Here is a 22046-nt window from a genome sequence, read left to right as displayed (position 1 = left end):
TGATCAGCCAGCGGAGCTCCAGGTTCGAGGGCGTCTTAGAGTGACCACCCTCTATACCGGAGCTCCGCTGCTTTCCGTCTCAGACACGCCTTGACACCCACACCCGCCGCTTAACTGAACGGCGTTGCGTCTAGATCTGGGGATCCTCATCGTCACCGCTTTCGCTGATCTCGAAGCTGCTCACGTCCGGGTACTCGGCGCCATCGTCGGCGGCTCACTCCCCCCTCGACCGGACGGCGCAGACCAACTCCCCTGGGTCGCACTTCAGTCTCAACTTGAAGAGCAGTTTCCCAACCTGGCCGCAGGAATCGTGCCGCTGATGTCTGCCCTCGTGCGGCACGGCTTGGCGGAAGACCGACTCGCCCACGCCGACGACAATGCTGCGTGGGCTGTGACACCCTTCGGCCGCGGCTGCCTGCGGTACCTCCAGGACGGCACGGCGTGGAGTTGAAGCGGAACTTAGAGCGGCCGTCCCACCACCAGCGGGAACGCTGGTCAGCACCTGTTCACACGGCGTCTTGGCTGCCATCGTTGGTGGCTGGCTGACGGCGTTTGACAGTGTCTTGTGCCCCCTGTGTGCCCACCCGCCGGTACGGCGTGATTAGCTGCCGGCACCGGCATTCCGACGGCGAGGGAATTGACGTGGCGTTGGCCAAGAAGGGCTCTCGGCTCATCACGGTCGACGGCGTGGTCTACAGGTGGCGGGTGCGCGGAAGACCAACCTACGCCCAGGCGCTCGGTGAGCGACCACTCGCCTTCGCCGTTGAGCAAGACGACTGCAAGGGCAGCGTACTGCTGGTCAGCATGCCCCAGGACCACCCGAGCAACTGGATCGGCGGCCCGCCGGTCCCTGTTCTTCCATCGATGGTCGCGGCAGTTATCCGCAAGGCGCTGACCGAGGGATGGCGGCCCAGCCAGGCGACGGCGGCCTTTCGCACGACTGCGCCCGACGCGTCGCAAGAGCCGTCGACTCCTTGACCCCCAGGCAACCAACACGAATCGGTGACCTGCGCTTTCGCAGGCTCTGAACTGCCGGACGGGTCCTCCGATGTCCACCGTCGTCCGTCGAGGTCCAACCCGATCGTCACCCAGTTAGTCACTCAGCTCGACCGCAGTCTCACGGAACCCCCGCACCGGCATCGGCCCCTGGAACTAGTACTCCAGTCGTAGATCGGGACCTGACATGGTGTCATCTATGTTGAATCGGCTGACGAAGGTGATGGCGGCCGGGTGCATCGGCGCGTTCCGGATCCACTGCCTGCCCAGCGGATGCCCCAGTTGGGTCGACTTCACGGCTGGGTGCGTCGCTCTGCGGCGTCGAAGGCGGGCGCGAGCGGGGCCAGTGCTGCTCGGAGTTGGTCGGGCAGTGAGCCGGAGGGCACGACCAGCCCTCCGGCGCTGAAACTCCCGGCGGCCCCCGCGTTCCCGGTCGGCTGGAGCCAACCTTCCAATGCGATGCGAACCGCCGCGGCCACGCTTGCCGCGAGAACGCGGGCTGTGTGCGCTCCGGCGTCAGGTAGGCGTTCGGTGATCACCGCCGTGAGGGGGGGCTCGATGTCGGCGGTGGTATTTAGGAACGCGTCGCGCATCGCGGTCCGGGTGGTGATCAGCAGCAGTGCCTCGTGTTCGTGCTCAGCGGTGTTCGTGCACTCCTCGACCACTGCTTCGGTGACGGCGTCAGCCAGACGCACTCCTGCGGGTCGGGCCGCGACCGCCGTCGCGATCCGCGCGTCCCGGTCAGCGGTGACAGCGGAGGCGATCGCCTGCTCGCGGCTGGCGAAGTAGTTGTTGTAGGTGCGTGGCGAGACCCCGGCTGCCTCGGCGATGTCCTCGACCCGCACCTGGTCCGGTCCGTGCTCCACGGCCAGACGCAGGGCCGCCTCGCGTAGCGCCTCGCGCGTGGCCTGCTTCTTCCGCTCCCGCAGCCCTGGTGGTGGTGTCGTCACGGTAACAGCGTTCCATACATGGCTGCGCACCCGCAAACTTGCGTGTGCGCACTTTTCCTGTCAGCCTCGACCCGAACCGAGACCGCCAGAGAGGACGTCACCATGCGAGCAAGAGGAATGACCTACGACACCGGATTCGTCGTGCACGGCCAGATATCCCGCGAGCACCTCGACCCCGCGGTGGTCCGGCGCGAGCTCGCCATCATCCGTGACGACCTGCACTGCAACGCGGTCCAGATCATCGGCGGCGACCCGGACCGACTGGAGCTGGCCGCCGGTGCCGCCGCCGAGCTCGGCCTGGAGGTCTGGTTCTCGCCCTATCCGCTGGAGCTGGATCCGGAGCAGATTCTCACGCTCTTCCGCGACTGCGCCGAGCGAGCGGAACGGCTCCGGCAGCAGGGGGCCGCAGTCGTGTTCGTCGCAGGAGTCGAGCTGAGCGTGATGAACCGCGGGTTCCTGCCCGGAGAGAGCCCCGAGGAACGGGTCGCGCAGCTGATGAGCCAACCCGAGCGGCGCGCCGAAGCGATGCGCGAGCTCGGCGTGCGCATCGGCGCATTCTTCCGCGATGCCGCGGCCACGGTCCGCGAGCGCTTCCGGGGCAAGCTCACCTACGCGGCCATCCAGTTCGAGCAGGTCGACTGGACTCCCTTCGACATCGTGACGTTCGAGCTGATCCGCTCCGCCGAGGTCGCCGACCAGTTCCGGGACGCGGTGCGCACCCTGGCCCAAGGCCCCAAGCCGCTCGCTATCACCGGGTTCGGCACCGCGGCCTACCGCGGCGCGGGAGACCGAGGTGGGCGGGTGCTGGAAGTGGTCGAGCACGACCCAAAGACCAAGGCCCCTGTACGGCTCAATGGCATATACGAGCGCGATGAGGCCGGCCAGGCCGCATATCTGAGCGAACTGCTGGAGATCTTCGAGACCGAGGGCGTGGACAGCGCATTCGTGTTCCTGTTCGCCTTGCCCGGCTACCCGCACCGCCCGGACGGCGACCCCAGGGACGATCTGGACCGGGCCGGCCTGGGCATCGTCAAACTCCTCGAAGGACGCCGAGGGCAGACCTACCCCGACATGGAATGGGAACCCAAAGCCGCCTTCGCGGCAGTGGCGCAGCGGTATCAGAGGTGACAGGCCCCGCACACGGTGACCACGGTTCGGGATCTGCACGGCGGAGTCGCCGGGATCAGACCGGAGTGGGCGACCGGGGACGAGGTGTACGGGCACAGCCGGGAGTTGCGCGAGTTCTTGGAAGGCGCCGGCATCGGCTATGTGTTCGCAGTGCCCGTCGACCACCAACTCACCACCTTCGGCGGCCAGCGCATGCGCGCGGGCCAGGCACCGCACCTGGTCGAGCCGGACGGGTGGGTGGTGGGGATGAGCGTGATGGAACAGCGGTATCGCGCCGTCCAGGACGTCCTGCCTAGGCGATGCTGGTATCGAACCAGCGACCTCTTCGGTGTAAACGAACAGCTCTGCTCAGTCGGCGATGTCCACGATGACCTTGCCGCTGGCGGTGCCGTCGGCGACCAGGCGGTGGGCGTCCATCACCGTGTCGAGCGTGAACCGGCGCGCGTCCAGTCGGGGACGCAGCGCACCGGCTTCGGCCAGCGCCGCGATCTCGCGCAGAATGGCACCGTGGTGTTCGCGGCCCCGCCCGGTGAGCATCGGCAGCAGGGTGAACACGCCGGAGTAGGTGGCGCCACGGAACGACAGCGGGGCCAGCGAGTGTGCGCCCCAGCCCAGCGCGCTGACGACGTGCCCGTGGTAGGTGCGGACCGCCGCGAACGAGGCGTCGAGGGTCGTGCCACCGACGTTGTCCACGATGATGTCGAACCCCTCACCGCCGGTGTGCCTCTCGACGTACTCGTCGACGGTGCTCGTGGTGTAGTCGATCGGCACGGCGCCCAGGCTCTCGATCACCGGCAGGTTCGCCGGCCGGCCCGTGGCGTACACCTCGGCGCCTCGCGCCCGGGCGAGTTGCACGCCCACGTACCCGACACCGCCGGCGCCACCGTGCACCAGCACCTTCTGCCCGGCGTGGACCCCGGCCCGGTCGACCAGACCTTCCCAGGAGGTGACTGCCGCCAACGGCAACGCGGCGGCCTCCCGCATCGTGAGGTTGTTCGGCTTGTGAGCCAGCAACCGGGCGTCCACGGCGGTGTACTCGGCCAGCGAGCCCGGCAGGTCACCGACTCCCCCGCACAGCCCGTACACCTCGTCTCCCGGGGCGAAGCCGGTCACCTCCGCGTCGACCGCCGCGACCACACCGGCGAGGTCCATGCCGAGCACCGCGGGTAGCTGGACACGCGCGTGTGCGGCCTTCCCCGCCTGGATCTTCGTGTCGAGCGGGTTGACCCCGCTGGCGACGACCCGGACCAGCACCTGACCGGGCCCCGGGGCGGGATCGCCGATCTCCTCGACCGTCAGCGGAACGTCGAACTCCCGCAGCACCGCAGCCCGCATAACCCCCACACTCTCCGTGATCGAGACGTCAGATGGACGCTATCTGACCGGATTGCCGGCCGGGACGCTTCCTTGATGACCCGCATCCTTCGGAACTTTCGGCCGACGCCGGCCGGCCACCCCGATGCCACCGTTCCACCCCGCCCACTTTTGCCATCTGAAGAAAAAGATCCTCACCTCTTGTAAAAAGTCTGCGCACCGTCAGGATATTCAGATGCGTCGTCACCCTCAGATCGCTGGGCGGGTGGTCTCGGGCCTCCTCGCGTTCCTCCTCGTCCCGGCGGTCGCCCTCCTCGCGTCCGCTCAGCCCGCCGCAGCTCACGGGACCCTCGCCAGCTCCACACCGGCGGCAGGCGCCACGGTGCGCGAGGCGTTGACGTCGGTGCAGCTGTTCTTCACCGAGAAGACCGCGCCCAACGCGTACTTCACGGTCACCGCCCCCGGCGGCACCCGCGTCGACAACGGCTGGTCGTACGGGGAGCCGAAGCCGCTGGACCAGCCGGTGCGCGAGTACTTCCTGGTCAACGGCCAGTTCGAGCCACGCGAGTACACGACCGGGTTCCCCGCGACGGTGGCGGTCGCGCACCTGCCGGCCAAGGGCGAGTACTCGGTGAGCTACCTGTCGGTCGCCTCGGACGGCGACCCCGTACGCGGGACGTTGACCTTCCGCTACGACGGCCCGGTGACGGCGGCGCCCAAGGGGTGGAGCCCGCCGTCGACCCAGCCCGATCCGGCGCTGTTGGCCACCGCCGAGCAACACGGGTCATCCGGGCAGGTTTCGGCAGTGCCGACGGTCGCGGCCGAGACGGCGGTTCCGCCGTCCGCGGCAGCGGCCGCGCCGACCGAATCGACTGACGAGAGCGGCCCCGGAGCGGTCGCCTGGGTCGGGCTGGCGGTGGTCGCGGTGGCGGTCGCGGCGGCGGGATCCGTCGTCTGGCGTCGGCGGACGACCCCCACTGGCAGACCCGCCGGCCGGGGCCGTACCGCGCCGGCGACATCCGGTCGACGCGGCGCCGGCACCCGTCCCGGGACCAGGACCACCGGCACCAAGGCCGCCGGTAGCAGGACCGCCGCTGCCAAGACTGGCGGCGGCAGGGCGGTCGGTGGCAGAACCGACGCAGACCGGACCGCCGCGACGACCGGCAACGGTACGCAGACCTCGGACACTCGACCGCCCGCCGACCCCGGAGCGTCGCCAGACCCGGACCTCGCCAGCGCGACGCCCCGGTCCCGGCTGAGCAACACCGGGCTGGCACTGTTCGTCGGTGCCCTGGTGCTGGCCCTGCTCGGCGGCTTCGGGTTGGCGCGCATCAGCGGCAACGAGGGCCCGGCCGCCAACACCGCCCGGCAGCCGGCGGGCGGTCCGCCCGCCTCCGGCCCGGCCGTGTCCGCGACCGACGGACACCAACACCCGGCGGGCACCGGGCCGCACACGCACCGGGGCGACAGCGGAACAGGCGAGACGCTTGCCACCGGGACGACCGTCAGCGCCGCCGGCTTCACGCTGCAACCGCTGGAACGAACCCAACCCGCCGGGGTACGCGCCGACTACCGCTTCCGCATCGTCGGGACCGACCGGCAGCCGGCGACCCGCTTCGCGGTCGTGCACGACAAGCCGTTGCACCTGATCGTGGTGGGCCGGGACCTGACCGGTTACCAGCACCTGCACCCGACGATGGCACCCGACGGCACCTGGAGCGTCCCGCTGACGCTGGCCCGACCCGGCGGCTACCGGGTCTACGCCGACTTCTCCGTCACCACCGCCAACGGCAGCCAGCAGCCCCTGGTGCTGGGCGTCGACCACACGGTGCCGGGCGCGCACACCCCGGCCGCGCTGCCGCCGCCGCAGGCACAGGCGGCGGCCGGTCCGTACGCGGTGTCGATGACCGGTACCCCGACGGTGGGGGTGACGGCGCCGATCCACTTCCAGATCAACCTCGCCGACACCGCCACGCCCGCGCAGTTGCAGCGGTACCTGGGCGCGTACGGGCACCTGGTCGTCGTGCGGGAGGGCGACCTCGGCTACGTGCACGTCCACCCCGAGCCGGAGTTGGTCGACGGGACTGTCAAGTTCTGGCTGACCACCCCGAGTTCAGGGCGGTACCGGGCCTTCTTCGACTTCCAGGTCGACGGGAAGGTACACACCGCCGAGTACACGATCGACGTGCCCTGAGCCTGGAACTTTCTCCGTGCTGCGGCCGACCTACCAGCCAGCAGCAATCATCGGAGGAAGAACACATGCTCAGCACCAGCCCGCTCGGCCCACGCCGCCGCTCGGCCGCCGTCCTCGCCGCCGCCGTCCTGACGATGGGTGCCGCCGGTTGCGGCTCGTCCGACTCTCCGGCGACCGCGCAGGCGGGCCCGTCGGCGTCGACCTCGGCCGACCCGGACGCCGGTGTGCTCGGCATCCGTGACCCGTGGGTGAAGGCCGCCGACAAGGGCATGACGGCGGCCTTCGGCACCCTGGTCAACGACGGCGACAGTGACGTCACGGTGACCGGTGCCACGACCTCGCTGTCGCCGATGGAGCTGCACGAGATGACCATGAAAGACGGCAGGATGGTCATGCAGGCCAAGCAGGGTGGCATCGTGATCAAGGCCGGGGGCACGCACGCCCTGGAGCCCGGTGGCGACCACCTCATGCTGATGAACCTCAGCAGGCCCGTCCAGGCCGGCGACGAGTTGACCTTCACGCTGACGTTCGCCGACGGAAGGACCCAGCAGTTCCGCGCCGTGGCCAAGCCGTTCACCGGCGCGCAGGAGAGCTATGCGCCGGGGCACGGCGAGCCGATGACCGGCACGAGCGCCACGCCGACGATGAGCATGAGCCCGGCATCGTGACGCAGCCGCCACCTGTGCGGCCGGTGAGCAGGCGTGGCCTGCTCACCGGCGGGGCCCTGGCCGCCGGCGGAGCCCTCGCCGGCGCCGCCGCCATCGCCACGACTCGCACCGACGGCGGGCCACCACGGGCCGCCGCCGACGCCACGGCGGTGGCGGCCGTCGGCGGCCTGGTCGAGCCGTTCCACGGCGCCCGGCAGGCCGGGGTGGCCACCGAACCGCAGGCGCACGCGTCGTTCGTGGCGCTCACCCTGCGGGCCGGCGTCGACCGGGCCGCGCTGGGCCGGATGTTGCGGTTGCTCACCGACGACGCCGCCCGGCTCACCCAGGGCCGGCCCGCGCTGGCCGACACCGAGGCCGAACTCGGGCTGCTGCCGGCACGGCTGACAGTGACCATCGGCTTCGGGCCCGGCCTCTACCGGGCGGCCGGCGTCGACGACCGCCGGCCGGCATCGGTCACCGACCTGCCGTCGTTCCGCATCGACCGGCTCCAGCCGGCCTGGTCCGGCGGTGACCTGCTGCTCCAGATCTGCGCTGACGACGCGATCACCGTGGCCCACGCCCAACGGGTCCTGATCAAGGACAGCCGGCCGTTCGCCACAGTGCGGTGGGTCCAGCAGGGCTTCCGGCGCAGCCCCGGTGTCGAGCCGGGTGGCCACACCCAACGCAACCTGTTCGGTCAGCTCGACGGCACCGCCAACCCACGACCCGGCGCGCCCATGGACACCGCGCTCTGGGTGCCGGACGGCCCGGCGTGGCTGCGCGACAGCACCACCGTGGTGGTGCGGCGGATCAGCATGAACATGGAAACCTGGGACCTGCTCGGCCGGACCGACCGCGAACTCGCCGTCGGGCGGCGGCTCGACACCGGTGCCCCGCTCACCGGCACCGCCGAGCATGACGAACCCGACTTCGCCGCCACCGACCCGGACGGGCTCACCGTCATCCCCGACTTCTCCCACCTCACCCGGGCGCACGTCACCGACGACCGGCTGAGGATCCTGCGCCGGCCCTACAACTACGACGGGGTGCCGACGGCGGACGGTCACGCAGACACCGGCCTGATCTTCGCGTCGTACCAGGCTGACATCGCCCGGCAGTTCCTGCCCATCCAGCGCCGGCTGGCCGACCGGGACCTGCTCAACGAATGGACCACGCCGATCGGCTCCGCCGTCTTCGCCATCCCGCCCGGGTGTCCACCGGGCGGTTGGATCGGCGAGCAGGTGTTCGGATGACCGCACGGCCATCCCACGCCACCGTCGTCCGGCTCGGCGAGGCGGTGCTCGCCGTCGTCGTGGCGGTGCTCATCCCGGCCGGCCCGGCCTGGGCGCACAACTCGCTCCGGGCGGCCACACCCGCCCGCGACGCGACGGTGTCGAGCGCACCGACCGAGGTCACGCTCGAATTCATGCAGCGGCTCGACCCGACCTTCACCACGATCGTGCTCACCGACGCCGCCAAGCGGAGACTCTCCACCGGCGAACCCGTGGTCACCGGCGCGACGAGCACGGTTCAGGTGACCGACACCCTGCCGAACGGGACCTACACCGTCGCCTACCGGGTCGTCTCCGTCGACGGGCACCCGGTTCAGGGGTCGTACCCGTTCACGGTGGCCGATCCCACCTCCAGCGCCGCGCCGGTTGCCAACCTCAGCGCGTCAGCGCCCGCCCCGGCCGCCGCCGGCGCGGAGTCCGACGACGGCCCGAGCACCGGTGTGCTCGTGGCGGGGGCCGCGCTGGCCCTCCTCGTCCTGGTGACGGCCGTTGGGCTGCGGTGGCGACGGACGGTGCGGCGCTGATCAGACGGTGGTCCGCTCCACAGTGGGCGGACCGGCAGCGACGCGCACCGCGCGGCCCGGACCGACCGGACCGGCCTGCCCGGCCTTGCACGTCTCCGGAACCAGCGGCGTCTCTCCCCCGACTACCAGTCAGGGGCCGACGCGACACCTCACCGGGCGACCAGACCAGCACGGGAGACACCTACCGGGTGACTCCCGACTCTTCCGATCGGATCACCATGTCTCTCACTGAACTGTCCGGCACGCCGACGCCGGAACCCGCCCCGACCACCGAGCAGCCGACCCGACCGGCCCGGCGCACGTCGCCGTTCGGCGCGCTGCTGCTGCGGCTGCACTTCTACGCCGGCATCCTCGTCGCCCCGTTCCTGGTGGTCGCCGCACTGACCGGTCTGGCCTACACCACAGCACCGCAACTCGACACGATCCTCTACGGCGACCAGCTCACCGTCGCCGAGGTGGGTGAGCGTCAGCTGCCACTGGCCGAACAGATCGGGGCGGCCCGTAACGCGCACCCCGACGGCAGCATCACCACCGTGCAACCCGGCGACGGCAACCGGAGCACGAAGGTGGTGTTCTCTCTGCCCGAGCTCGGCGAGAAGCAGCACACCGTCTACATCGACCCGTACACCGCCGAGTCCCAGGGCCAGCTCACCACCTGGTTCGGGTCCACGCCGGCCGTCACCTGGCTGGACGACCTGCACCGCCACCTGCACCTGGGCGCGGTCGGCGAGCACTACTCCGAGCTGGCCGCGAGCTGGCTGTGGGTGATGGCGCTCGGCGGGGTCATCCTCTGGTGGCGTCGACGCAGCGCCGCCCGAGCCGCAGCCCGGCATCTGCTCGTGCCGGACCTGTCCACGGGTAAGGGTGTTCGCCGTACCCGAGGGTGGCACGCCACCACCGGCATCTGGCTCACCGTCGGTCTCCTCTTCCTCTCGGTCACGGGTCTGACCTGGTCCCGCTACGCCGGTGCGAACTTCGCCAACGGCCTCGACGCGTTGAACGCCCGCACCCCGGAGATCTCCACCAGCCTCGCGGCTGGCCCCACCGCCCCTGCCGACAACGGCGGGGGCCACGAGCACGGTGCCGCCGCGGCTGGCGGGGTCGTCGAGTCGGCGGCGTTCGACCGGGTCCTGGGCGTCGCTCGCGACGCGGGCCTCTCCGGTCCCGTCGAGATCACCCCCGCGAAGGAGCCGGGCTCCGCCTGGACCGTCACCCAGGTCGACAACACCTGGCCGGTCAACAAGGACCGCATCGCCGTCGACCCGGCCACCGACGCGGTAACCGCCCGCAGCGACTTCGCCGACTGGCCCCTGCTGGCCAAACTCAGCGGCCTGGGCATCCAGGCCCACATGGGGATCCTCTTCGGCCTGGTCAACCAGATCCTGCTCGCCGCGCTCGCCCTCGGGCTGCTCTGCGTCATCTTCTGGGGTTACCGCATGTGGTGGCAGCGTCGACCCACCCGCGCCGACCGGCGCGCCCTCGCCGGCACCCCGCCAGCGCGCGGCGGCGTACGCGGTCTGCCGCTCGGGGCGCTGCTGATCGGCGTACCGGTGACCGTGGCGATCGGCTGGGCGCTGCCCCTGTTCGGGATCACAGTGCTCGCCTTCCTCGTCATCGACGTCGTGGTGGGGGCGGTGTCCCGACGCCGACGACCTGCCGCGACCCCTGTCTCCCCGGCCCCCGCGGGGCGCTGATCCACCGGTCCGGCCGTCCGTGACGCGACGGACGGCCGGACGCGAAGACGCTCGGATCACCACCTGTTTGGTGTCCGGCAGACTGTCGACGATCAACGTCGACACGTTTCACGTCCTCGTTGCGTCCCTCGTGGTCGACGGCGCTGATCCGGCAGCTTCCGCTGAGCATGTACGCCCACTCCGACTGCTGGTGCCAGTGGATCTCCCGGTACGCGCCCGGTTCGAGACCGAACTGGACGCCGGCCAACCGGGTGGCGATCGGGAGGTCGCGACTGGCCACACCGTGGACACCCAGCTCCGGTCCATATATCGCAAGCTGGGCATCCACAACCGGATGCAGCTGGTGCGGGCCGGGGAGAGGACCGGACGATAATCGGCTGGTGACAGCGCCAGCCGACCTGACCCCCCTCGCCGAAGCCGTGGAGTGCGAATTCATGCACTCGTACGAGTCACAGGCACCCGCACCCGCGTACGCCGATCTCGGGATCGCCACCACCCGCATCGGCGGTGGTGTCGCCCTCGGCATGCGCAACGATCCGTCCGGCGGGTACTGGAGCAAGGCCCTGGGCTTCGGCACCACCGAACCGTTCACCGTGCAGGTCCTGGACGACGTCCTCGACTTCTACCGGGAGCACGGCATCGGCCAGGCCGTCATCCAGCTCATTCCGTCGGCAGTGCCCGCCGGCTTCGACGAGGTGGCCGCCGCGCGCGGGCTCACGCCGGGAAGCACCTGGATCAAGCTCGCCGCCCGGCCCGAGGACGTCATCGCCGGGCGGACCCGCCTGCGGGTCGGCCCGGTTCCCACCACCGAGGCGCGGCGCTGGGCCGATGTGCTGCTCACCGGGTTCGGCATGCCGACCGGTGGGCTCACCGACATGGTGGCCGCGACGGTCGGCCAGCCGGCGTGGCGACCCTGTGCGGCGTGGGACGGCGGTGAGCTGGTGGCGGGCGGCAACCTGTTCCTGCACGGCGAGGCCGCGGCGCTCAACGCCGCCGCGACGGCCTCCGGTCACCGCGGCCTCGGGGCGCAGTCGGCGCTGATCACCGCCCGCGCCCGGGCCGCCGTCGAGGCGGGATGCCGGTGGCTGTTCGCCGAGACCGGCAAGCCCGCGCCCGGTCAGCAGAACCCGTCGCTGAACAACCTGCGCCGGGCCGGGCTGGTGCCCCTCTACGAACGCCGCAACTGGGTGTGGCGAGCGCCCTGAGCCCGACCGGGGCCGGGCGTGGGCAGCTGCACGGCCCGGCCTCGGCCCCGAACCCGTCGTCGGCCAGGGCTCACTCGGGCGGTGTGGCCCCCGACTGTTCGCTGACCATGTACGCGGCGTACCAGTCGGGCCAGTTCTCGTCCCGCTCCCCGGTACGTTTCTCGTGCTCGTCGTGTGCGGCGGCCGCGCGCCGCATCGCGTCCGCCAGGTCGCTCGCCGAGCCGAACGACGTCAGCCCGCTCTCGATGCGCCCGGGAAGCCTGGTCGTGATCTCCTGAATCAGCCAGGTGTTGCCGTCCGGGTCGCGCAGTGTGGCGCGCGAGAAGTAGCTGCGCCGCTGCGGGTCCGGCCCGTCGACCGGGCCGTCCGGGGTGACGTGGAAGACGTCGCCGACCTCGATGCCGGCGGCGACGAGATCGGCGCGGGCCGCCTCGACGTCGGAGACGACCAGGTACGCCACCGCCGAGCCGGGTGCAGCCGGGGTGAGCCCGGGGCCGAACTGCACGGAGCACGCGGAGCCGTGCGGCGTCAACTGGACGATGCCGGGCGGGGTCTGGTCGAGCCGCCACCCCAGCCGTTGGTAGAACGCCTTTGCCCGGTCCACGTCCGAGACCGGGATGACGAGCACCTCGAGCTTGATGTCGAGGCTCTCGATCCGCGCCGCCGTGCTCGCGTCGGCCTGGGCAACCTTCGGGCTCATCGCTGTCCCCTTCCTGATCATCACGCTACTGTCCGCGTTCCCGCCCGGTGCGGGCTTTCCGGCATCAGCCCGGCGCCATCCTGGTGGCCCTGCGTACCCCCACCAGGGCGACCAGGGCGAGGAGGATGACGGCGACGGAGTACTCGTCGGCGGTCCGCGGCAGCCCGCCGGCGTAGACCACGAGGAAGCCGGCGATGACCGTGGGGAGACCGAAGCCGACGTAGCAGATGACGTAGAGCACGGACAGCACGCTGGCGCGTTGATGCGCCTCCACCAGCGGCATGACGGTCTTGAGGCTGCCCTGGAAGCCGCTGCCGAAGCCGACTCCCCCGAGTGCGAGACCGACGAAGAAGCCCGGGACGGACTGCGCCATGATCGCTGCCAACGTGACGACCATGCCGAGGATGAGCGTGCTGATCCCGGTCAGGATCACCGTCCGGGCGGCGGCGTTGCGCTGGGCCAGGACGGCGATCGACCCGAAGACGGCGAAGACGAAGAGGACCAGACCGCCGATCACGATCGACGTGTTCATCAGACTGCGGACGAGCGCCGGGCCGAGCGCGCCGAAGAACCCGGCGAGCGCCCAGACCGCGAAGAGCACCGGGACGACGGCCAGGACCGGCTGGCGCACCGAGCGGGGCAGCGTGATGTCCGGCCGGAGGCTGCGCCGGGCCCCGGCCAGCGGTGTGACAGTCTCCGGCATCAGCGCGACCCCGACGGCCTGGATCAGCAGGATCACGAGCAGGACGAGGTAGACCAGTCGCGTCGGCGCGGGCAGGAACTGGATGAGCAGCGCCGACAGCAGCGCCCCGCTTCCGGTTCCGATGCCTGGGGCGAGCGAGTTCGCGAGGGTGCCCCGGGCCCGGTCGATGTCGAGCATGGCGGCGCCCACGGCCCCGGTGGCGGCACCGGCGGCCAGCCCCTGGGCGAGGCGGGCGATCAGCAGGGCGGCGACGCCGTTGGCGAAGACGAAGACGACGAGCGCGAGGATCTGCACCGCGATCGCGACGGCCAGCACCGGCCGCCGGCCGAGGTGGTCGGAGAGCTTGCCGAAGACGAGCAGGGACGCCAGCACGGCGAGCGCGTAGACGGCGAACACCACTGTGGTCGTGACCGGCGAGAAGTGCCAACGTTCCTGGTACACGCCGTAGAGCGGGGTCGGGGCCGCCGACGCGGCCAGGAACGACACCAGGATCGACGCGAGCAGCACCAGGGAGGCCGTCGGCGAGAGTCGGGCCCGCCCTGAGATCGACATGTCGGTGCTCCTCGGCTGCACGAAGACGGTCCGGCCTGGGCGTCGCGCCGGCCGCGCGGCCACGGCGGCGTACCCGGCCGGCGCCGTCGTATGCGAGTTCGACCGCTTCGGCGCGGTCCGCCGCCGGGTGCGCCCGCCCCGAAAAGCGCCGGGGTACGACGTCGCGTACCGCCGGTTCAGCCCTCGGGGTCCTGACCGCCGGAGGGGAGGCTGGCCACGCCACGGCCCAGCGCGTCCCGGAAGTCGCGGTACCGGTCGGGGCCGAGCGTTTCGGCGAGGTTCTGCTCGATGAGGTGCACGACGGCGTCGGAGGCCGCCATGAAGCGGAGACCCCGGTCCGTCGGCACGATCAGCTTCGCGCGGCGGTCCGCCGGGTCGGGCGTACGCCGGACGTAGCCCAGTCGCTCCAACTCGTCGAGGATCGCGCCCATCGTCTGCTTGTTGCGCCCGGCCAGCCGGGCCAGCTCACCGGGGCGGGTGCCCTCGGCGTCGAGGTAGGCCAGGACCGCGCCGTGGCGGGGCCGGACGTCGTCGAAGCCCTGCTCCGCCGAACGTCGGAAGATCTCCCGCTGGACGCGGGCGGAGAGCTGCACGGCCAGGATCCCGAGGTCAGGGTCCTGCTCCTTGAGTGTGCTGCGCTTCATGATTTGGTCCAATCATTGGACTGTACAAGTTATGGACTATATCGTCGTCGGCGGCGACCGGTGGTGCGACCTCGGTCCGCCTGACCGAAAGGATGACCATGACCATTCTGATAACCGGGGCGAACGGCACCGTGTCGAGGGAGGTGCTGCGGGAGCTGGCCGGCAAGCAGCCGGTCCGCGCGCTCGTGCGGGACGCGGCACGTACGCCAGGGCTCGACGGGGTCGACCACGTCGTCGGCGACCTGGACCGCCCCACCACGCTGACCTCGGCGTTCGAGGGCGTGACGACGCTGTGGCTGCTGATGCCGATGGGGCCGCTCGCGCCGAGCCAGAGCATGAACGCGGTGTGGGCGGCCCGGCAGGCCGGCGTGCGGCACATCGTCCGGCTCTCCGCGATCGGCGCCGCGCACGACGCGCCGACCCGCAACGGCCGACTGCACGCGCTCTCCGACGCGGAGCTACAGGAGTCGGGCATCGGGTGGACGATCCTGCGGCCGAGCCACTTCATGCAGAACCTGCTCGCCGCCAAGGCCGGTGGGCACCTCTTCGGGCTCTTCGGTGACGCGCGGGTCGGCCTGATCGACGCCCGGGACATCGCCGCCGCGGGTGCGGCGATCCTCACCGCGCCCGAGCAGCACCACGGCATGATCTACACGCCCACCGGCCCGGAGAGCATCACGCTGGACCAGGCGGCGCAGGAGATGGCCCGTACGCTCGGCCAGCCGGTGCGCTACGTGCCGCAGAGCCCGGAGCAGACGCGCGACGGCCTGCTCCAGGCCGGCCTCGACCAGTGGTCGGCCGAGGTCCTCGCCGAGTACCGGGTCGCCTACGGTTCGGGGTGGGGTGACTTCACGAACGACCATGTCGAGCGGATCGTCGGGCGGCAGCCACGGACCTTCGCCGAGTTCGTCAGCGATCACCGCGAGCAGTTCGCCAGCGTCTGAGCCGTCGTCAGCTCGGCGCGAGTGCCCTCCGACGCGATCGCACCGGAGGGCACCGGGCTCGGGCGCACCGGAGGGCGCCGGAGGGTCAGTGCTCCGGCCCGCCCCCGTCGTCCGGCACCGTCGTCGAGTCCCGCTCGGTCGTTCGGAATCGCTGCTGGTAGGCGCGGGGCGACACTCCCACCCGGGCGAGGAACATCCGGCGCAACGTCTCCGGGCTGCCGATGCCGACCTGTCGGGCGCTGGCGGTGACCGACTTCCCCGCGTGCAGCAACCGGATGGCCGCGTCGACCCGCACGCCCTCCACGTACTTGCTGGGGCTGCTGCCCAACTCCTGCCGGAACATCCGGGAGAGGTGACGGGGGCTCACGTGCGCCCGGGCGGCGAGGGCCGGCACCGAATGGTCGTCGGCCGGGTCGGCAGCCACCGCGTCGATCACCTGCCGCAGCACCGGAGTGCGGGGTCGGGGCAGGGCGAGCGACGGCGAGAACTGCGACTGGCCGCCGGGCCGTTGCAGGAAGACGACGAGCGACTGGGCCACCGACCGGGCGATCTCCGCACCGTGGTCGCGCTCCACCAGGGCGAGCGCGAGGTCGATGCCGGCGGACACGCCAGCGGAGGTGAAGATCGTCCCGTCCCGTACGAAGATCGCGTCGCTCTCGACGTGGACCTGCGGGAAGGCGGCGGACAGCAACCGGGCGTGCTGCCAGTGCGTCGTCGCCCGCCGACCGTCCAGCAGGCCGGCGGCGGCCAGGACGAACGCGCCGGTGCAGACCGCGGCGGTGCGACCGGCGGCGCGGGACAGCGTCGCGGCGGCGGCGGTGAGGTCGGCACTGATCGGGCGCACCGCCAACGCGTCGCCGCCGACCACGAGGGCGGTTCCGACGTCGGTCGCCGCGTCGACAGCGCCGTCGACCTGAACGAGGAGACCCGTCGAGGCACGGACGGCGGCGCCGTCACTGGAGCGCACCTCCAGCTCGTAGCGCGCGCCGAACTTGGCGGCCTCGGCGAAGACCTCGAACGGTCCGGCGAGGTCCAGCATCGTCATTCCGTCGAAGACGAGGGCGGTGACCCGGTGCACCAGTGCCGTCGTGCTGCCCACCCGCCGACCCCCTCCGATGGTGTCCTGATCTGAGGGAAGCATGGCAGACAGGACAGGGTGGCTGACCGGTCCGGCGGGTGACGCTTGACGCATCGGAGCCCGGCCGGGCTCCCCGACCGACAGGACCGTGATGAGCCACACAACGATTGCCGGCGTCCAGATCCCCGACTCGCGGCTCGCCGTCGATGCCACCGAACTCGTCCGCGAGGCCACCGACGACCTGCTGTTCCATCACTCGCGGCGGGTCTTCCTCTTCGGCACGCTGCAGGGCCGGCGGCTCGGCCTGACGGCCGACCCCGAACTGCTCTACGTGGGAGCGATGTTCCACGACCTGGGACTGACCGAACGCTACCGCCGCGACGATCAGCGCTTCGAACTCGACGGCGCCGACGAGGCACGCCGCTTCCTGCTGTCGAACGGCATCGGCGAACACGAGGCCCGGCTCGTCTGGGAGGGGATCGCCCTGCACACCACGCCCGAGGTTCCGTACCGGCTGGAGCCCGAGGTCGCCCTGGTCACCGCGGGCGTCGAAACGGACGTACTCGGAATCGGCTACCACGAGTTGACCCCGGCCGACATCGCGGCGGTCACCGCCGCACACCCGCGGCCGAACTTCAAGCGGGCCATCGTCGACGCCTTCGCCGCTGGTTTCCGGCACCGGCCGGACACCACCTTCGGGACCGTCAACGGCGACGTGCTGGAGCACCGGGTGCCGCGCTACCGCCACATCGACTTCGTCCGGGTCATCGAGGACTCCGCCTGGCCCGAATGACCCCCCTACAGCTCGGGGTGACCGAAGAGTCCGGGTAGCCCGCCGGTATGCACGAAGACGAGCCGGTCGCCGCGCGGGAAGCTGCCGGCCAACAGCGCCGCCATCGCCCGACCGGTGTACGTCGGGTCCAGGAAGATCCCCTCCGTACCGGCGGTGATCTCCAGCGCCGCCCGCACGCCGTCGGTCACCGTGCGGTATCCGGCACCCACCTGCGAGCCGTCGATCCGCAGCGCGTCCGGCTCGACCTCGCCGACGAGCAGCCCGGCGACTGTCGCCCGGGGGTCCGGCACGGCACCGACGTCGACGCCGATCACCCGCTGCGCGCCCAACTCCCGCACCAGGCCGGCCATCGACCCGCCGGAGCCGAGCGCCACCACGACCTCGGCCCCGTCGATGGCCGGCAGTTGGGTACGCAGCTCCCGAGCGCAGTCCACGTATGCCTGGATCGACTCGGTGCAGGTGCCGCCGAACGGGATGACGTACGCCGAGCGTCGCTCCGCCTCGACCGCCACCACCTCGGCGAGCGGCCGGTCCCCGGCCCAGACGATCTGCGCCCCGGCGAGCGCGTCGAGCAAAAGATTGCCTCGCGGGGTCGGCGGGGGCGGACCGGCGAGCACCAGCACGCAGGAGAGGCCGAGCCGCGCGGCCGCGGCCGCGGTGAGCCGGGCGTGGTTGCTCTGCGGCGCACCCGAGGTGATCACCGTTCGGGCGCCGACGGCGATCGCCTGCGCGCAGGTGTACTGGAGCTTACGGATCTTGTTGCCGCCGCCACCGAGGCCGGTGAGATCGTCACGTTTGAACCAGAGCTCGGCCAGCCCCAGCCGGGCGGCGAGCCGGGGCGCGGCCTCCACCGGCGTGGGCCACGTGCCGAGGGAAACGGGTGTGATCATCCGTGCAGCTAAGCACCCCACGGCCCGGCCCGCAGCTTCCTGGCCGCGCGCGGCTCCTGCGTGGCGCGGCTAGGCCCGACGTGCCGCCACCCGATCCAGCGGACCGACGTCCGCGTGGCGACCGGGGCGCAGCGCCGCGTGCCGTTGCCCAGGGCCCGCCCCGTCGCGAGCGGCGAGCGCGTCGGCCACCACTCCGGTGGCGAACGCGTAGACGGACTTGTGCACGATGTCGATGACGAGTTCGGGGCGAGGCCAGGTCAGCGGTGGCGCCCCGACGCCGGTGGCGTTCTCCAGGATCTGGTCGTTGCTCAGGCGCAGCGCGGTGAACATCGTCGAGGCCCAGACGCCGCGCAGCCCCGTCTGCGCCATGACGCTGCGCAGCACCCCGACCAGCACGCCCTGCCCGTAGTGCATGGTCAGGTTCTGCCAGCGGGGCTGCCGCCCTTCCGGCAGGCCGGTGAGCCTGGCCAGCACCTGGGCCGGCACGTAGGAGTCGGGGCGGCCGGTCACCCGCTGTTCGAGCTTCTCCGCGGCCGTCATCACCAGCGCTCCGGCCAGGCCCGCCACCAGTCCCTGCCACACCGCTCGCTTCAGCATGGGTCAGCCCTACCCGGCCGGCAGCCGCCCACACCCGCGAACCGACATCGGCCCCGGCGGTCGCCCGGTTTGCGGCTGACGGCCGTGGGTACGGCGGTTGACCCCCGGTAGCGTGGGCGGTCATGGCCACCATCCACGACGTGCGTCGGGAACTCGCCAGCCTCGCCGATCCGGGTCGAGCCGAGGCGTCGAGCCGCTTCCTGCAGATGGTCGCCGGTGGGTACGGCGAGGGTGACCGGGCCATCGGGGTCTCCGTGCCGGAGCAGCGCAGGGTCGCCGCCCGCTACTGGCGCGACCTCACGATGGCCGAGACGACACGGCTGCTCAGCGGTGACGTGCACGAGGAACGGCTGACCGCGCTCTTCATCCTGGTCCGCAGGTTCAGCAGTGGCGACGAGCGGGAACGCGGCCAGATCTTCGACACCGTCCTGGCCAACACCCCCCACATCAACAACTGGGACCTGGTGGACTCGTCAGCGCCGTACATCGTCGGGCCCTGGTTGATCGACAGGGACCGGAGCGTTCTGGACCGGTTGGCCGGGTCGAGTCTGGTGTGGGACCGCCGCATCGCCATCATGGCGACCTTCGCCTTCATCAAGGTCGGTGACTTCGAGTGGACCTTCCGGCTCGCTGACCGGCTCCTGCACGACCCGCACGACCTCGTCCGCAAGGCGGTGGGCTGGATGCTGCGCGAGGTGGGCAACCGGGACAGAGCGGCGGAGGAGGAGTTCCTCGCCCGCCGCTACCGGGTGATGCCACGGGTCATGCTGCGGTACGCGATCGAGAAGTTCGAACCGCGGCGTCGTCGCGAGTACCTGTCCGGCGCCGTCTAGACAGCGTCAGCGCTTGCGGCCCACCCCACCGAAGGCGTCGATGTCGACAGGCGTGTCGACCGCGTCGTCGGGTCGCCACTGCGGGCACGGCACGACGCCGGGCTCGACCAGCTCCAGCCCGTCGAAGAAGCCGGCGATCTGGTCCGGCGAGCGCAGCGTGTACGGAGTCGCCCCGCTGTCGTTGTAGTCGTCCTGCGCCTGCTGCATCTCGGCGCTGATCAGGCTCGTGCCGTCGTTGAGTGAGAGGTAACTGCCGCTCGGCAGCGCCGCCACCAGCTGCCGGGTGATCGAGCGGGCCGTCTCGTAGTCGGGCACGTGGCCCATCACCCCACTGAGGATGAGGCCGATCGGCTGCGCGAAGTCGAGCGTCTTGCCGGCCTCGGCGATCACCGCGGCCGGGTCGTGCAGGTCACCGTCGATGTAGGCGGTCCGGCCCTCGGCGGTGCCCACCAGCAGGGCACGGGCGTGCACCAGCACCAGCGGGTCGCTGTCGACGTAGACGATCCGCGCGTCCGGTGCGATCCGTTGGGCCACCTCGTGGGTGTTGTTGGCGGTCGGCAGCCCGGTGCCGACGTCGAGGAACTGGCGGATGCCCGCATCGGCGGCGAGGAACATGATCGAACGGACCAGGAACTGCCGGGAGGCCCGGGCCACGTCGACGACGCCGGGGAAGACCTGCCGGTACTGGTCCCCGGCCTCGCGATCGACAGCGAAGTTGTCCTTGCCACCGAGCCAGTAGTTCCAGATCCGCGCCGAATGCGGCACCGACGTGTCGATCTTCTCCGGACTGCCAGCCGCACCGGCTTCGGGCCGGCCGCTCGTCGACGATTCCCTGGTCACGACGAAACCCCCGTATGTATGCGTACGCGACGGTGTCCCCGGGACGGCCCACGTGGAGGAAGTGACCGCCCGTGACCGTGCCACGGTATAGAAGGTCGGGGATCCGCACCACACCGGTCGCTCCACAGCAGACCCTGCGGTGCGACCCGCTCACGGTGAGCGGCCGGCGCGCACCGCTCAGCTGAGCACCGTCCCTCCCGGGAGGGAGGGCGGTCCCCTGCCAGCGGGGTTCGCCCGCCGCCGGACGCCGCAAGGATCAGGTGCATGGCGGCATCGACACCAATCACCGGTCGGGGCGTCCACGGTCTGACGTACGCAGTGCTCGGCTGGGCCGTGGCATACGGGGGCGTACGTCAGGCGTGGACGGTCGGCGAGGCTCCGGAGTTCGGGCGGCTGGGGCTGGATCTGCTCGGTTTCACCGGCTGGTGGTCGGTGCTGTTGTGCGCGGCGGCGGGCGGGCTGGCGGTTGCCCTGGAGTGGGTGCCGACCTGGCGGCCCGCGCTCGCGGGGCTCGCCTGGACGGTCGCCGGGTCGCTCGTCGCGGCGGCCGCGATCCTCCTGCCGGAGCTGGTGGGCTTCCTGCTGTTCACCGTCGGCCCGCACTTCGATCCGGCGGCGTTCGCCAGTCGGCTCGGTTGTGTCACCGGAGCGGTCCTGCTCGCTCTGGCCACCGCGCGCTACCAGCGGCGCACCCGGGGCGACTGCCCGGACTGCTGCCGGACCGTCCGACCGGGTGCGCGGCGCTCGACGTCGGCGCGGTGGGCGCGCTGGGCCGCGTACGCCGTGGTGGGTGGTCTCGTGACCCGGTTCGCGGCCCAGTTCGTGGTGGGATTCGACAACGTCGACCAGGACGCCTCGGTGCTCGGCCTGGAGATCGGGCTGGTGCTGGCGGGGGTGCTGCTGCCGCTGGCGCTGGTGCACCACTGGGGTGAGATCTGGCCCGGTTGGGTGCCGCTGGTGGCGGGCCGCACGATTCCTCGGCTACTGCTGCTGGTGCCCGGCTTCGGGCTCGGCGCGGGCATCGTGGCCTATTTCGGTATGGGGATGGTCCAGGTGATCTCGGGCTCGCCCAGCGAGTTCTCGGACGCGTTCCTGTGGGTGGCGATCTCGGCGTACCTCGTCATGGGGTTGGGTCTGGTCGTCGCGTCCACCGATTACCACCTGCGCACACGTGGGCGGTGCGGCACCTGCGGCCGGTGACGGCACCCGCCGGTCGCGGCTCAGATGCATTGACAGGAATCGCTATCCGAATAAACTTCCTGGGATCAGCACCTGGGAGCGCTCCCAACCCTCCACCGTCCGACCGTCGCTGACTCTCACCGCAGACGAGCCCTCCCGAGGCGTGGATACCACCACCATTTCCGGAGGAGACCCATGAGAAGAAGACGAGTGACACACACCGCCCTGGTGTCGGCCGGCGCCGTCCTGCTGGCCTCGGCAGCGGTCGCGGTGGCGGTGCCGGCGGGTGCCGCGGCTGCCGGGTGTTCGGTGGACTACAGCGTGTCGTCGCAGTGGCAGGGCGGATTCG

Annotated in this window: 22 protein-coding genes; 12 read left to right on the top strand and 10 right to left on the bottom strand. The window is 71.3% G+C overall.

Going from position 1 to position 22046, the window contains the following annotated elements:
* Nucleotides 1-642 precede the first annotated feature (642 nt).
* Nucleotides 643-978, top strand: coding sequence for a hypothetical protein (locus QCZ28_RS33715; RefSeq protein ID WP_279520408.1), 336 nt, complete (start codon nucleotides 643-645; stop codon nucleotides 976-978).
* A gap of 311 nt (nucleotides 979-1289) precedes the next feature.
* Here QCZ28_RS33715 and QCZ28_RS33710 read toward each other — a convergent pair whose 3' ends face one another.
* Nucleotides 1290-1946 (bottom strand): TetR/AcrR family transcriptional regulator, encoded by a 657-nt coding sequence (locus QCZ28_RS33710; RefSeq protein WP_279520407.1) that lies wholly within the window; start codon nucleotides 1944-1946, stop codon nucleotides 1290-1292.
* A gap of 117 nt (nucleotides 1947-2063) precedes the next feature.
* Between QCZ28_RS33710 and QCZ28_RS33705 the strand changes: the two genes are divergently transcribed.
* Nucleotides 2064-3074: a hypothetical protein gene (locus QCZ28_RS33705; protein WP_279520406.1), complete on the top strand. Its 1011-nt coding sequence runs from the start codon at nucleotides 2064-2066 to the stop codon at nucleotides 3072-3074.
* Nucleotides 3075-3422: 348 nt separating this feature from the next.
* Here QCZ28_RS33705 and QCZ28_RS33700 read toward each other — a convergent pair whose 3' ends face one another.
* Nucleotides 3423-4409: a zinc-dependent alcohol dehydrogenase family protein gene (locus QCZ28_RS33700; protein WP_279520405.1), complete on the bottom strand. Its 987-nt coding sequence runs from the start codon at nucleotides 4407-4409 to the stop codon at nucleotides 3423-3425.
* A gap of 214 nt (nucleotides 4410-4623) precedes the next feature.
* On the opposite strand from QCZ28_RS33700, the gene QCZ28_RS33695 reads away from it, so the two are divergent.
* From QCZ28_RS33695 to QCZ28_RS33675, 5 genes are all read left to right on the top strand, one after another.
* Complete coding sequence (locus tag QCZ28_RS33695; protein WP_279520404.1) at nucleotides 4624-6582, top strand: copper resistance protein CopC; 1959 nt, start codon at nucleotides 4624-4626, stop codon at nucleotides 6580-6582.
* A 65-nt stretch (nucleotides 6583-6647) separates the two neighbouring features.
* Nucleotides 6648-7250, top strand: coding sequence for a copper chaperone PCu(A)C (locus tag QCZ28_RS33690; RefSeq protein WP_279520403.1), 603 nt, complete (start codon nucleotides 6648-6650; stop codon nucleotides 7248-7250).
* Nucleotides 7251-7273: 23 nt separating this feature from the next.
* Nucleotides 7274-8482, top strand: a complete 1209-nt coding sequence (locus QCZ28_RS33685) for a Dyp-type peroxidase (protein WP_279520402.1) — start codon at nucleotides 7274-7276, stop codon at nucleotides 8480-8482.
* Nucleotides 8479-9045 carry a copper resistance protein CopC gene (locus QCZ28_RS33680; protein WP_279520401.1) on the top strand — a complete coding sequence of 189 codons (567 nt, stop codon included), beginning with the start codon at nucleotides 8479-8481 and terminating at the stop codon, nucleotides 9043-9045. Before QCZ28_RS33685 ends, QCZ28_RS33680 begins: the two co-directional genes overlap by 4 nt.
* Nucleotides 9046-9263: 218 nt before the next feature.
* Nucleotides 9264-10739 (top strand): PepSY domain-containing protein, encoded by a 1476-nt coding sequence (locus QCZ28_RS33675; protein WP_279520400.1) that lies wholly within the window; start codon nucleotides 9264-9266, stop codon nucleotides 10737-10739.
* On the opposite strand, the gene QCZ28_RS33670 is transcribed toward QCZ28_RS33675, so the two are convergent.
* The gene (locus tag QCZ28_RS33670; RefSeq protein WP_279520399.1) at nucleotides 10657-11175 is read right to left on the bottom strand and encodes a cupin domain-containing protein; all 519 of its coding nucleotides are present in this window, start codon (nucleotides 11173-11175) and stop codon (nucleotides 10657-10659) included. The genes QCZ28_RS33675 and QCZ28_RS33670 overlap by 83 nt on opposite strands.
* Between QCZ28_RS33670 and QCZ28_RS33665 the strand changes: the two genes are divergently transcribed.
* Nucleotides 11120-11944: a hypothetical protein gene (locus QCZ28_RS33665; RefSeq protein ID WP_279520409.1), complete on the top strand. Its 825-nt coding sequence runs from the start codon at nucleotides 11120-11122 to the stop codon at nucleotides 11942-11944. The genes QCZ28_RS33670 and QCZ28_RS33665 overlap by 56 nt on opposite strands.
* A 70-nt stretch (nucleotides 11945-12014) precedes the next feature.
* Here the strand turns inward: QCZ28_RS33665 and QCZ28_RS33660 are convergent, their stop codons facing one another.
* The 3 genes from QCZ28_RS33660 to QCZ28_RS33650 form a co-directional block, all read right to left on the bottom strand.
* Nucleotides 12015-12644, bottom strand: a complete 630-nt coding sequence (locus QCZ28_RS33660) for a VOC family protein (protein WP_279520398.1) — start codon at nucleotides 12642-12644, stop codon at nucleotides 12015-12017.
* 64 nt (nucleotides 12645-12708) lie between these two features.
* Nucleotides 12709-13899, bottom strand: coding sequence for an MFS transporter (locus QCZ28_RS33655; RefSeq protein WP_279520397.1), 1191 nt, complete (start codon nucleotides 13897-13899; stop codon nucleotides 12709-12711).
* 176 nt (nucleotides 13900-14075) lie between these two features.
* Nucleotides 14076-14543 (bottom strand): MarR family transcriptional regulator, encoded by a 468-nt coding sequence (locus QCZ28_RS33650; protein WP_279520396.1) that lies wholly within the window; start codon nucleotides 14541-14543, stop codon nucleotides 14076-14078.
* 98 nt (nucleotides 14544-14641) lie between these two features.
* Here QCZ28_RS33650 and QCZ28_RS33645 point away from each other — a divergent pair, with 98 nt between their 5' ends.
* Nucleotides 14642-15487: an NAD(P)H-binding protein gene (locus QCZ28_RS33645; RefSeq protein ID WP_279520395.1), complete on the top strand. Its 846-nt coding sequence runs from the start codon at nucleotides 14642-14644 to the stop codon at nucleotides 15485-15487.
* A gap of 85 nt (nucleotides 15488-15572) precedes the next feature.
* Here the strand turns inward: QCZ28_RS33645 and QCZ28_RS33640 are convergent, their stop codons facing one another.
* Nucleotides 15573-16586 carry a DJ-1/PfpI family protein gene (locus QCZ28_RS33640; protein WP_279520394.1) on the bottom strand — a complete coding sequence of 338 codons (1014 nt, stop codon included), beginning with the start codon at nucleotides 16584-16586 and terminating at the stop codon, nucleotides 15573-15575.
* A gap of 130 nt (nucleotides 16587-16716) precedes the next feature.
* Between QCZ28_RS33640 and QCZ28_RS33635 the strand changes: the two genes are divergently transcribed.
* Nucleotides 16717-17358: an HD domain-containing protein gene (locus QCZ28_RS33635; protein ID WP_279520393.1), complete on the top strand. Its 642-nt coding sequence runs from the start codon at nucleotides 16717-16719 to the stop codon at nucleotides 17356-17358.
* Between the two features lie 5 nt (nucleotides 17359-17363).
* Here QCZ28_RS33635 and QCZ28_RS33630 read toward each other — a convergent pair whose 3' ends face one another.
* Nucleotides 17364-18248, bottom strand: coding sequence for a pyridoxal-phosphate dependent enzyme (locus QCZ28_RS33630; protein ID WP_279520392.1), 885 nt, complete (start codon nucleotides 18246-18248; stop codon nucleotides 17364-17366).
* A gap of 69 nt (nucleotides 18249-18317) precedes the next feature.
* A complete protein-coding gene (locus QCZ28_RS33625; RefSeq protein WP_279520391.1) occupies nucleotides 18318-18845 on the bottom strand; it encodes a hypothetical protein in 528 nt (175 codons plus the stop codon).
* 122 nt (nucleotides 18846-18967) lie between these two features.
* On the opposite strand from QCZ28_RS33625, the gene QCZ28_RS33620 reads away from it, so the two are divergent.
* On the top strand, nucleotides 18968-19678 hold the full coding sequence (locus QCZ28_RS33620) for a DNA alkylation repair protein (protein WP_279520390.1): 711 nt from the start codon (nucleotides 18968-18970) through the stop codon (nucleotides 19676-19678).
* A 6-nt stretch (nucleotides 19679-19684) separates the two neighbouring features.
* On the opposite strand, the gene QCZ28_RS33615 is transcribed toward QCZ28_RS33620, so the two are convergent.
* Nucleotides 19685-20518, bottom strand: a complete 834-nt coding sequence (locus QCZ28_RS33615) for an SAM-dependent methyltransferase (RefSeq protein ID WP_279520389.1) — start codon at nucleotides 20516-20518, stop codon at nucleotides 19685-19687.
* Nucleotides 20519-20782: 264 nt separating this feature from the next.
* On the opposite strand from QCZ28_RS33615, the gene QCZ28_RS33610 reads away from it, so the two are divergent.
* Entirely contained in the window at nucleotides 20783-21718 is a 936-nt protein-coding gene (locus QCZ28_RS33610) for a hypothetical protein (protein WP_279520388.1), read from the top strand.
* Nucleotides 21719-22046 lie beyond the last annotated feature (328 nt).

It is taken from the genome of Micromonospora sp. DH14 (assembly GCF_029809455.1).
GTDB classification, from domain to species: domain Bacteria; phylum Actinomycetota; class Actinomycetes; order Mycobacteriales; family Micromonosporaceae; genus Micromonospora; species Micromonospora parva.
This window is presented reverse-complemented; position numbering and strand designations above follow the sequence as displayed.

What these genes read in the sequence shown, in the direction of transcription:
- QCZ28_RS33655 (WP_279520397.1), bottom strand. Translation starts at nt 13,899, where the DNA reads ATGTCGATCTCAGGGCGGGCCCGACTCTCGCCGACGGCCTCCCTGGTG.
- QCZ28_RS33700 (WP_279520405.1), bottom strand. Translation starts at nt 4,409, where the DNA reads ATGCGGGCTGCGGTGCTGCGGGAGTTCGACGTTCCGCTGACGGTCGAG.
- QCZ28_RS33630 (WP_279520392.1), bottom strand. Translation starts at nt 18,248, where the DNA reads ATGATCACACCCGTTTCCCTCGGCACGTGGCCCACGCCGGTGGAGGCC.
- QCZ28_RS33660 (WP_279520398.1), bottom strand. Translation starts at nt 12,644, where the DNA reads ATGAGCCCGAAGGTTGCCCAGGCCGACGCGAGCACGGCGGCGCGGATC.
- QCZ28_RS33620 (WP_279520390.1), top strand. Translation starts at nt 18,968, where the DNA reads ATGGCCACCATCCACGACGTGCGTCGGGAACTCGCCAGCCTCGCCGAT.
- QCZ28_RS33695 (WP_279520404.1), top strand. Translation starts at nt 4,624, where the DNA reads ATGCGTCGTCACCCTCAGATCGCTGGGCGGGTGGTCTCGGGCCTCCTC.
- QCZ28_RS33680 (WP_279520401.1), top strand. Translation starts at nt 8,479, where the DNA reads ATGACCGCACGGCCATCCCACGCCACCGTCGTCCGGCTCGGCGAGGCG.
- QCZ28_RS33690 (WP_279520403.1), top strand. Translation starts at nt 6,648, where the DNA reads ATGCTCAGCACCAGCCCGCTCGGCCCACGCCGCCGCTCGGCCGCCGTC.
- QCZ28_RS33675 (WP_279520400.1), top strand. Translation starts at nt 9,264, where the DNA reads ATGTCTCTCACTGAACTGTCCGGCACGCCGACGCCGGAACCCGCCCCG.
- QCZ28_RS33610 (WP_279520388.1), top strand. Translation starts at nt 20,783, where the DNA reads ATGGCGGCATCGACACCAATCACCGGTCGGGGCGTCCACGGTCTGACG.
- QCZ28_RS33705 (WP_279520406.1), top strand. Translation starts at nt 2,064, where the DNA reads ATGACCTACGACACCGGATTCGTCGTGCACGGCCAGATATCCCGCGAG.
- QCZ28_RS33650 (WP_279520396.1), bottom strand. Translation starts at nt 14,543, where the DNA reads ATGAAGCGCAGCACACTCAAGGAGCAGGACCCTGACCTCGGGATCCTG.
- QCZ28_RS33635 (WP_279520393.1), top strand. Translation starts at nt 16,717, where the DNA reads ATGAGCCACACAACGATTGCCGGCGTCCAGATCCCCGACTCGCGGCTC.
- QCZ28_RS33670 (WP_279520399.1), bottom strand. Translation starts at nt 11,175, where the DNA reads ATGAATTCGCACTCCACGGCTTCGGCGAGGGGGGTCAGGTCGGCTGGC.
- QCZ28_RS33645 (WP_279520395.1), top strand. Translation starts at nt 14,642, where the DNA reads ATGACCATTCTGATAACCGGGGCGAACGGCACCGTGTCGAGGGAGGTG.
- QCZ28_RS33625 (WP_279520391.1), bottom strand. Translation starts at nt 18,845, where the DNA reads ATGCTGAAGCGAGCGGTGTGGCAGGGACTGGTGGCGGGCCTGGCCGGA.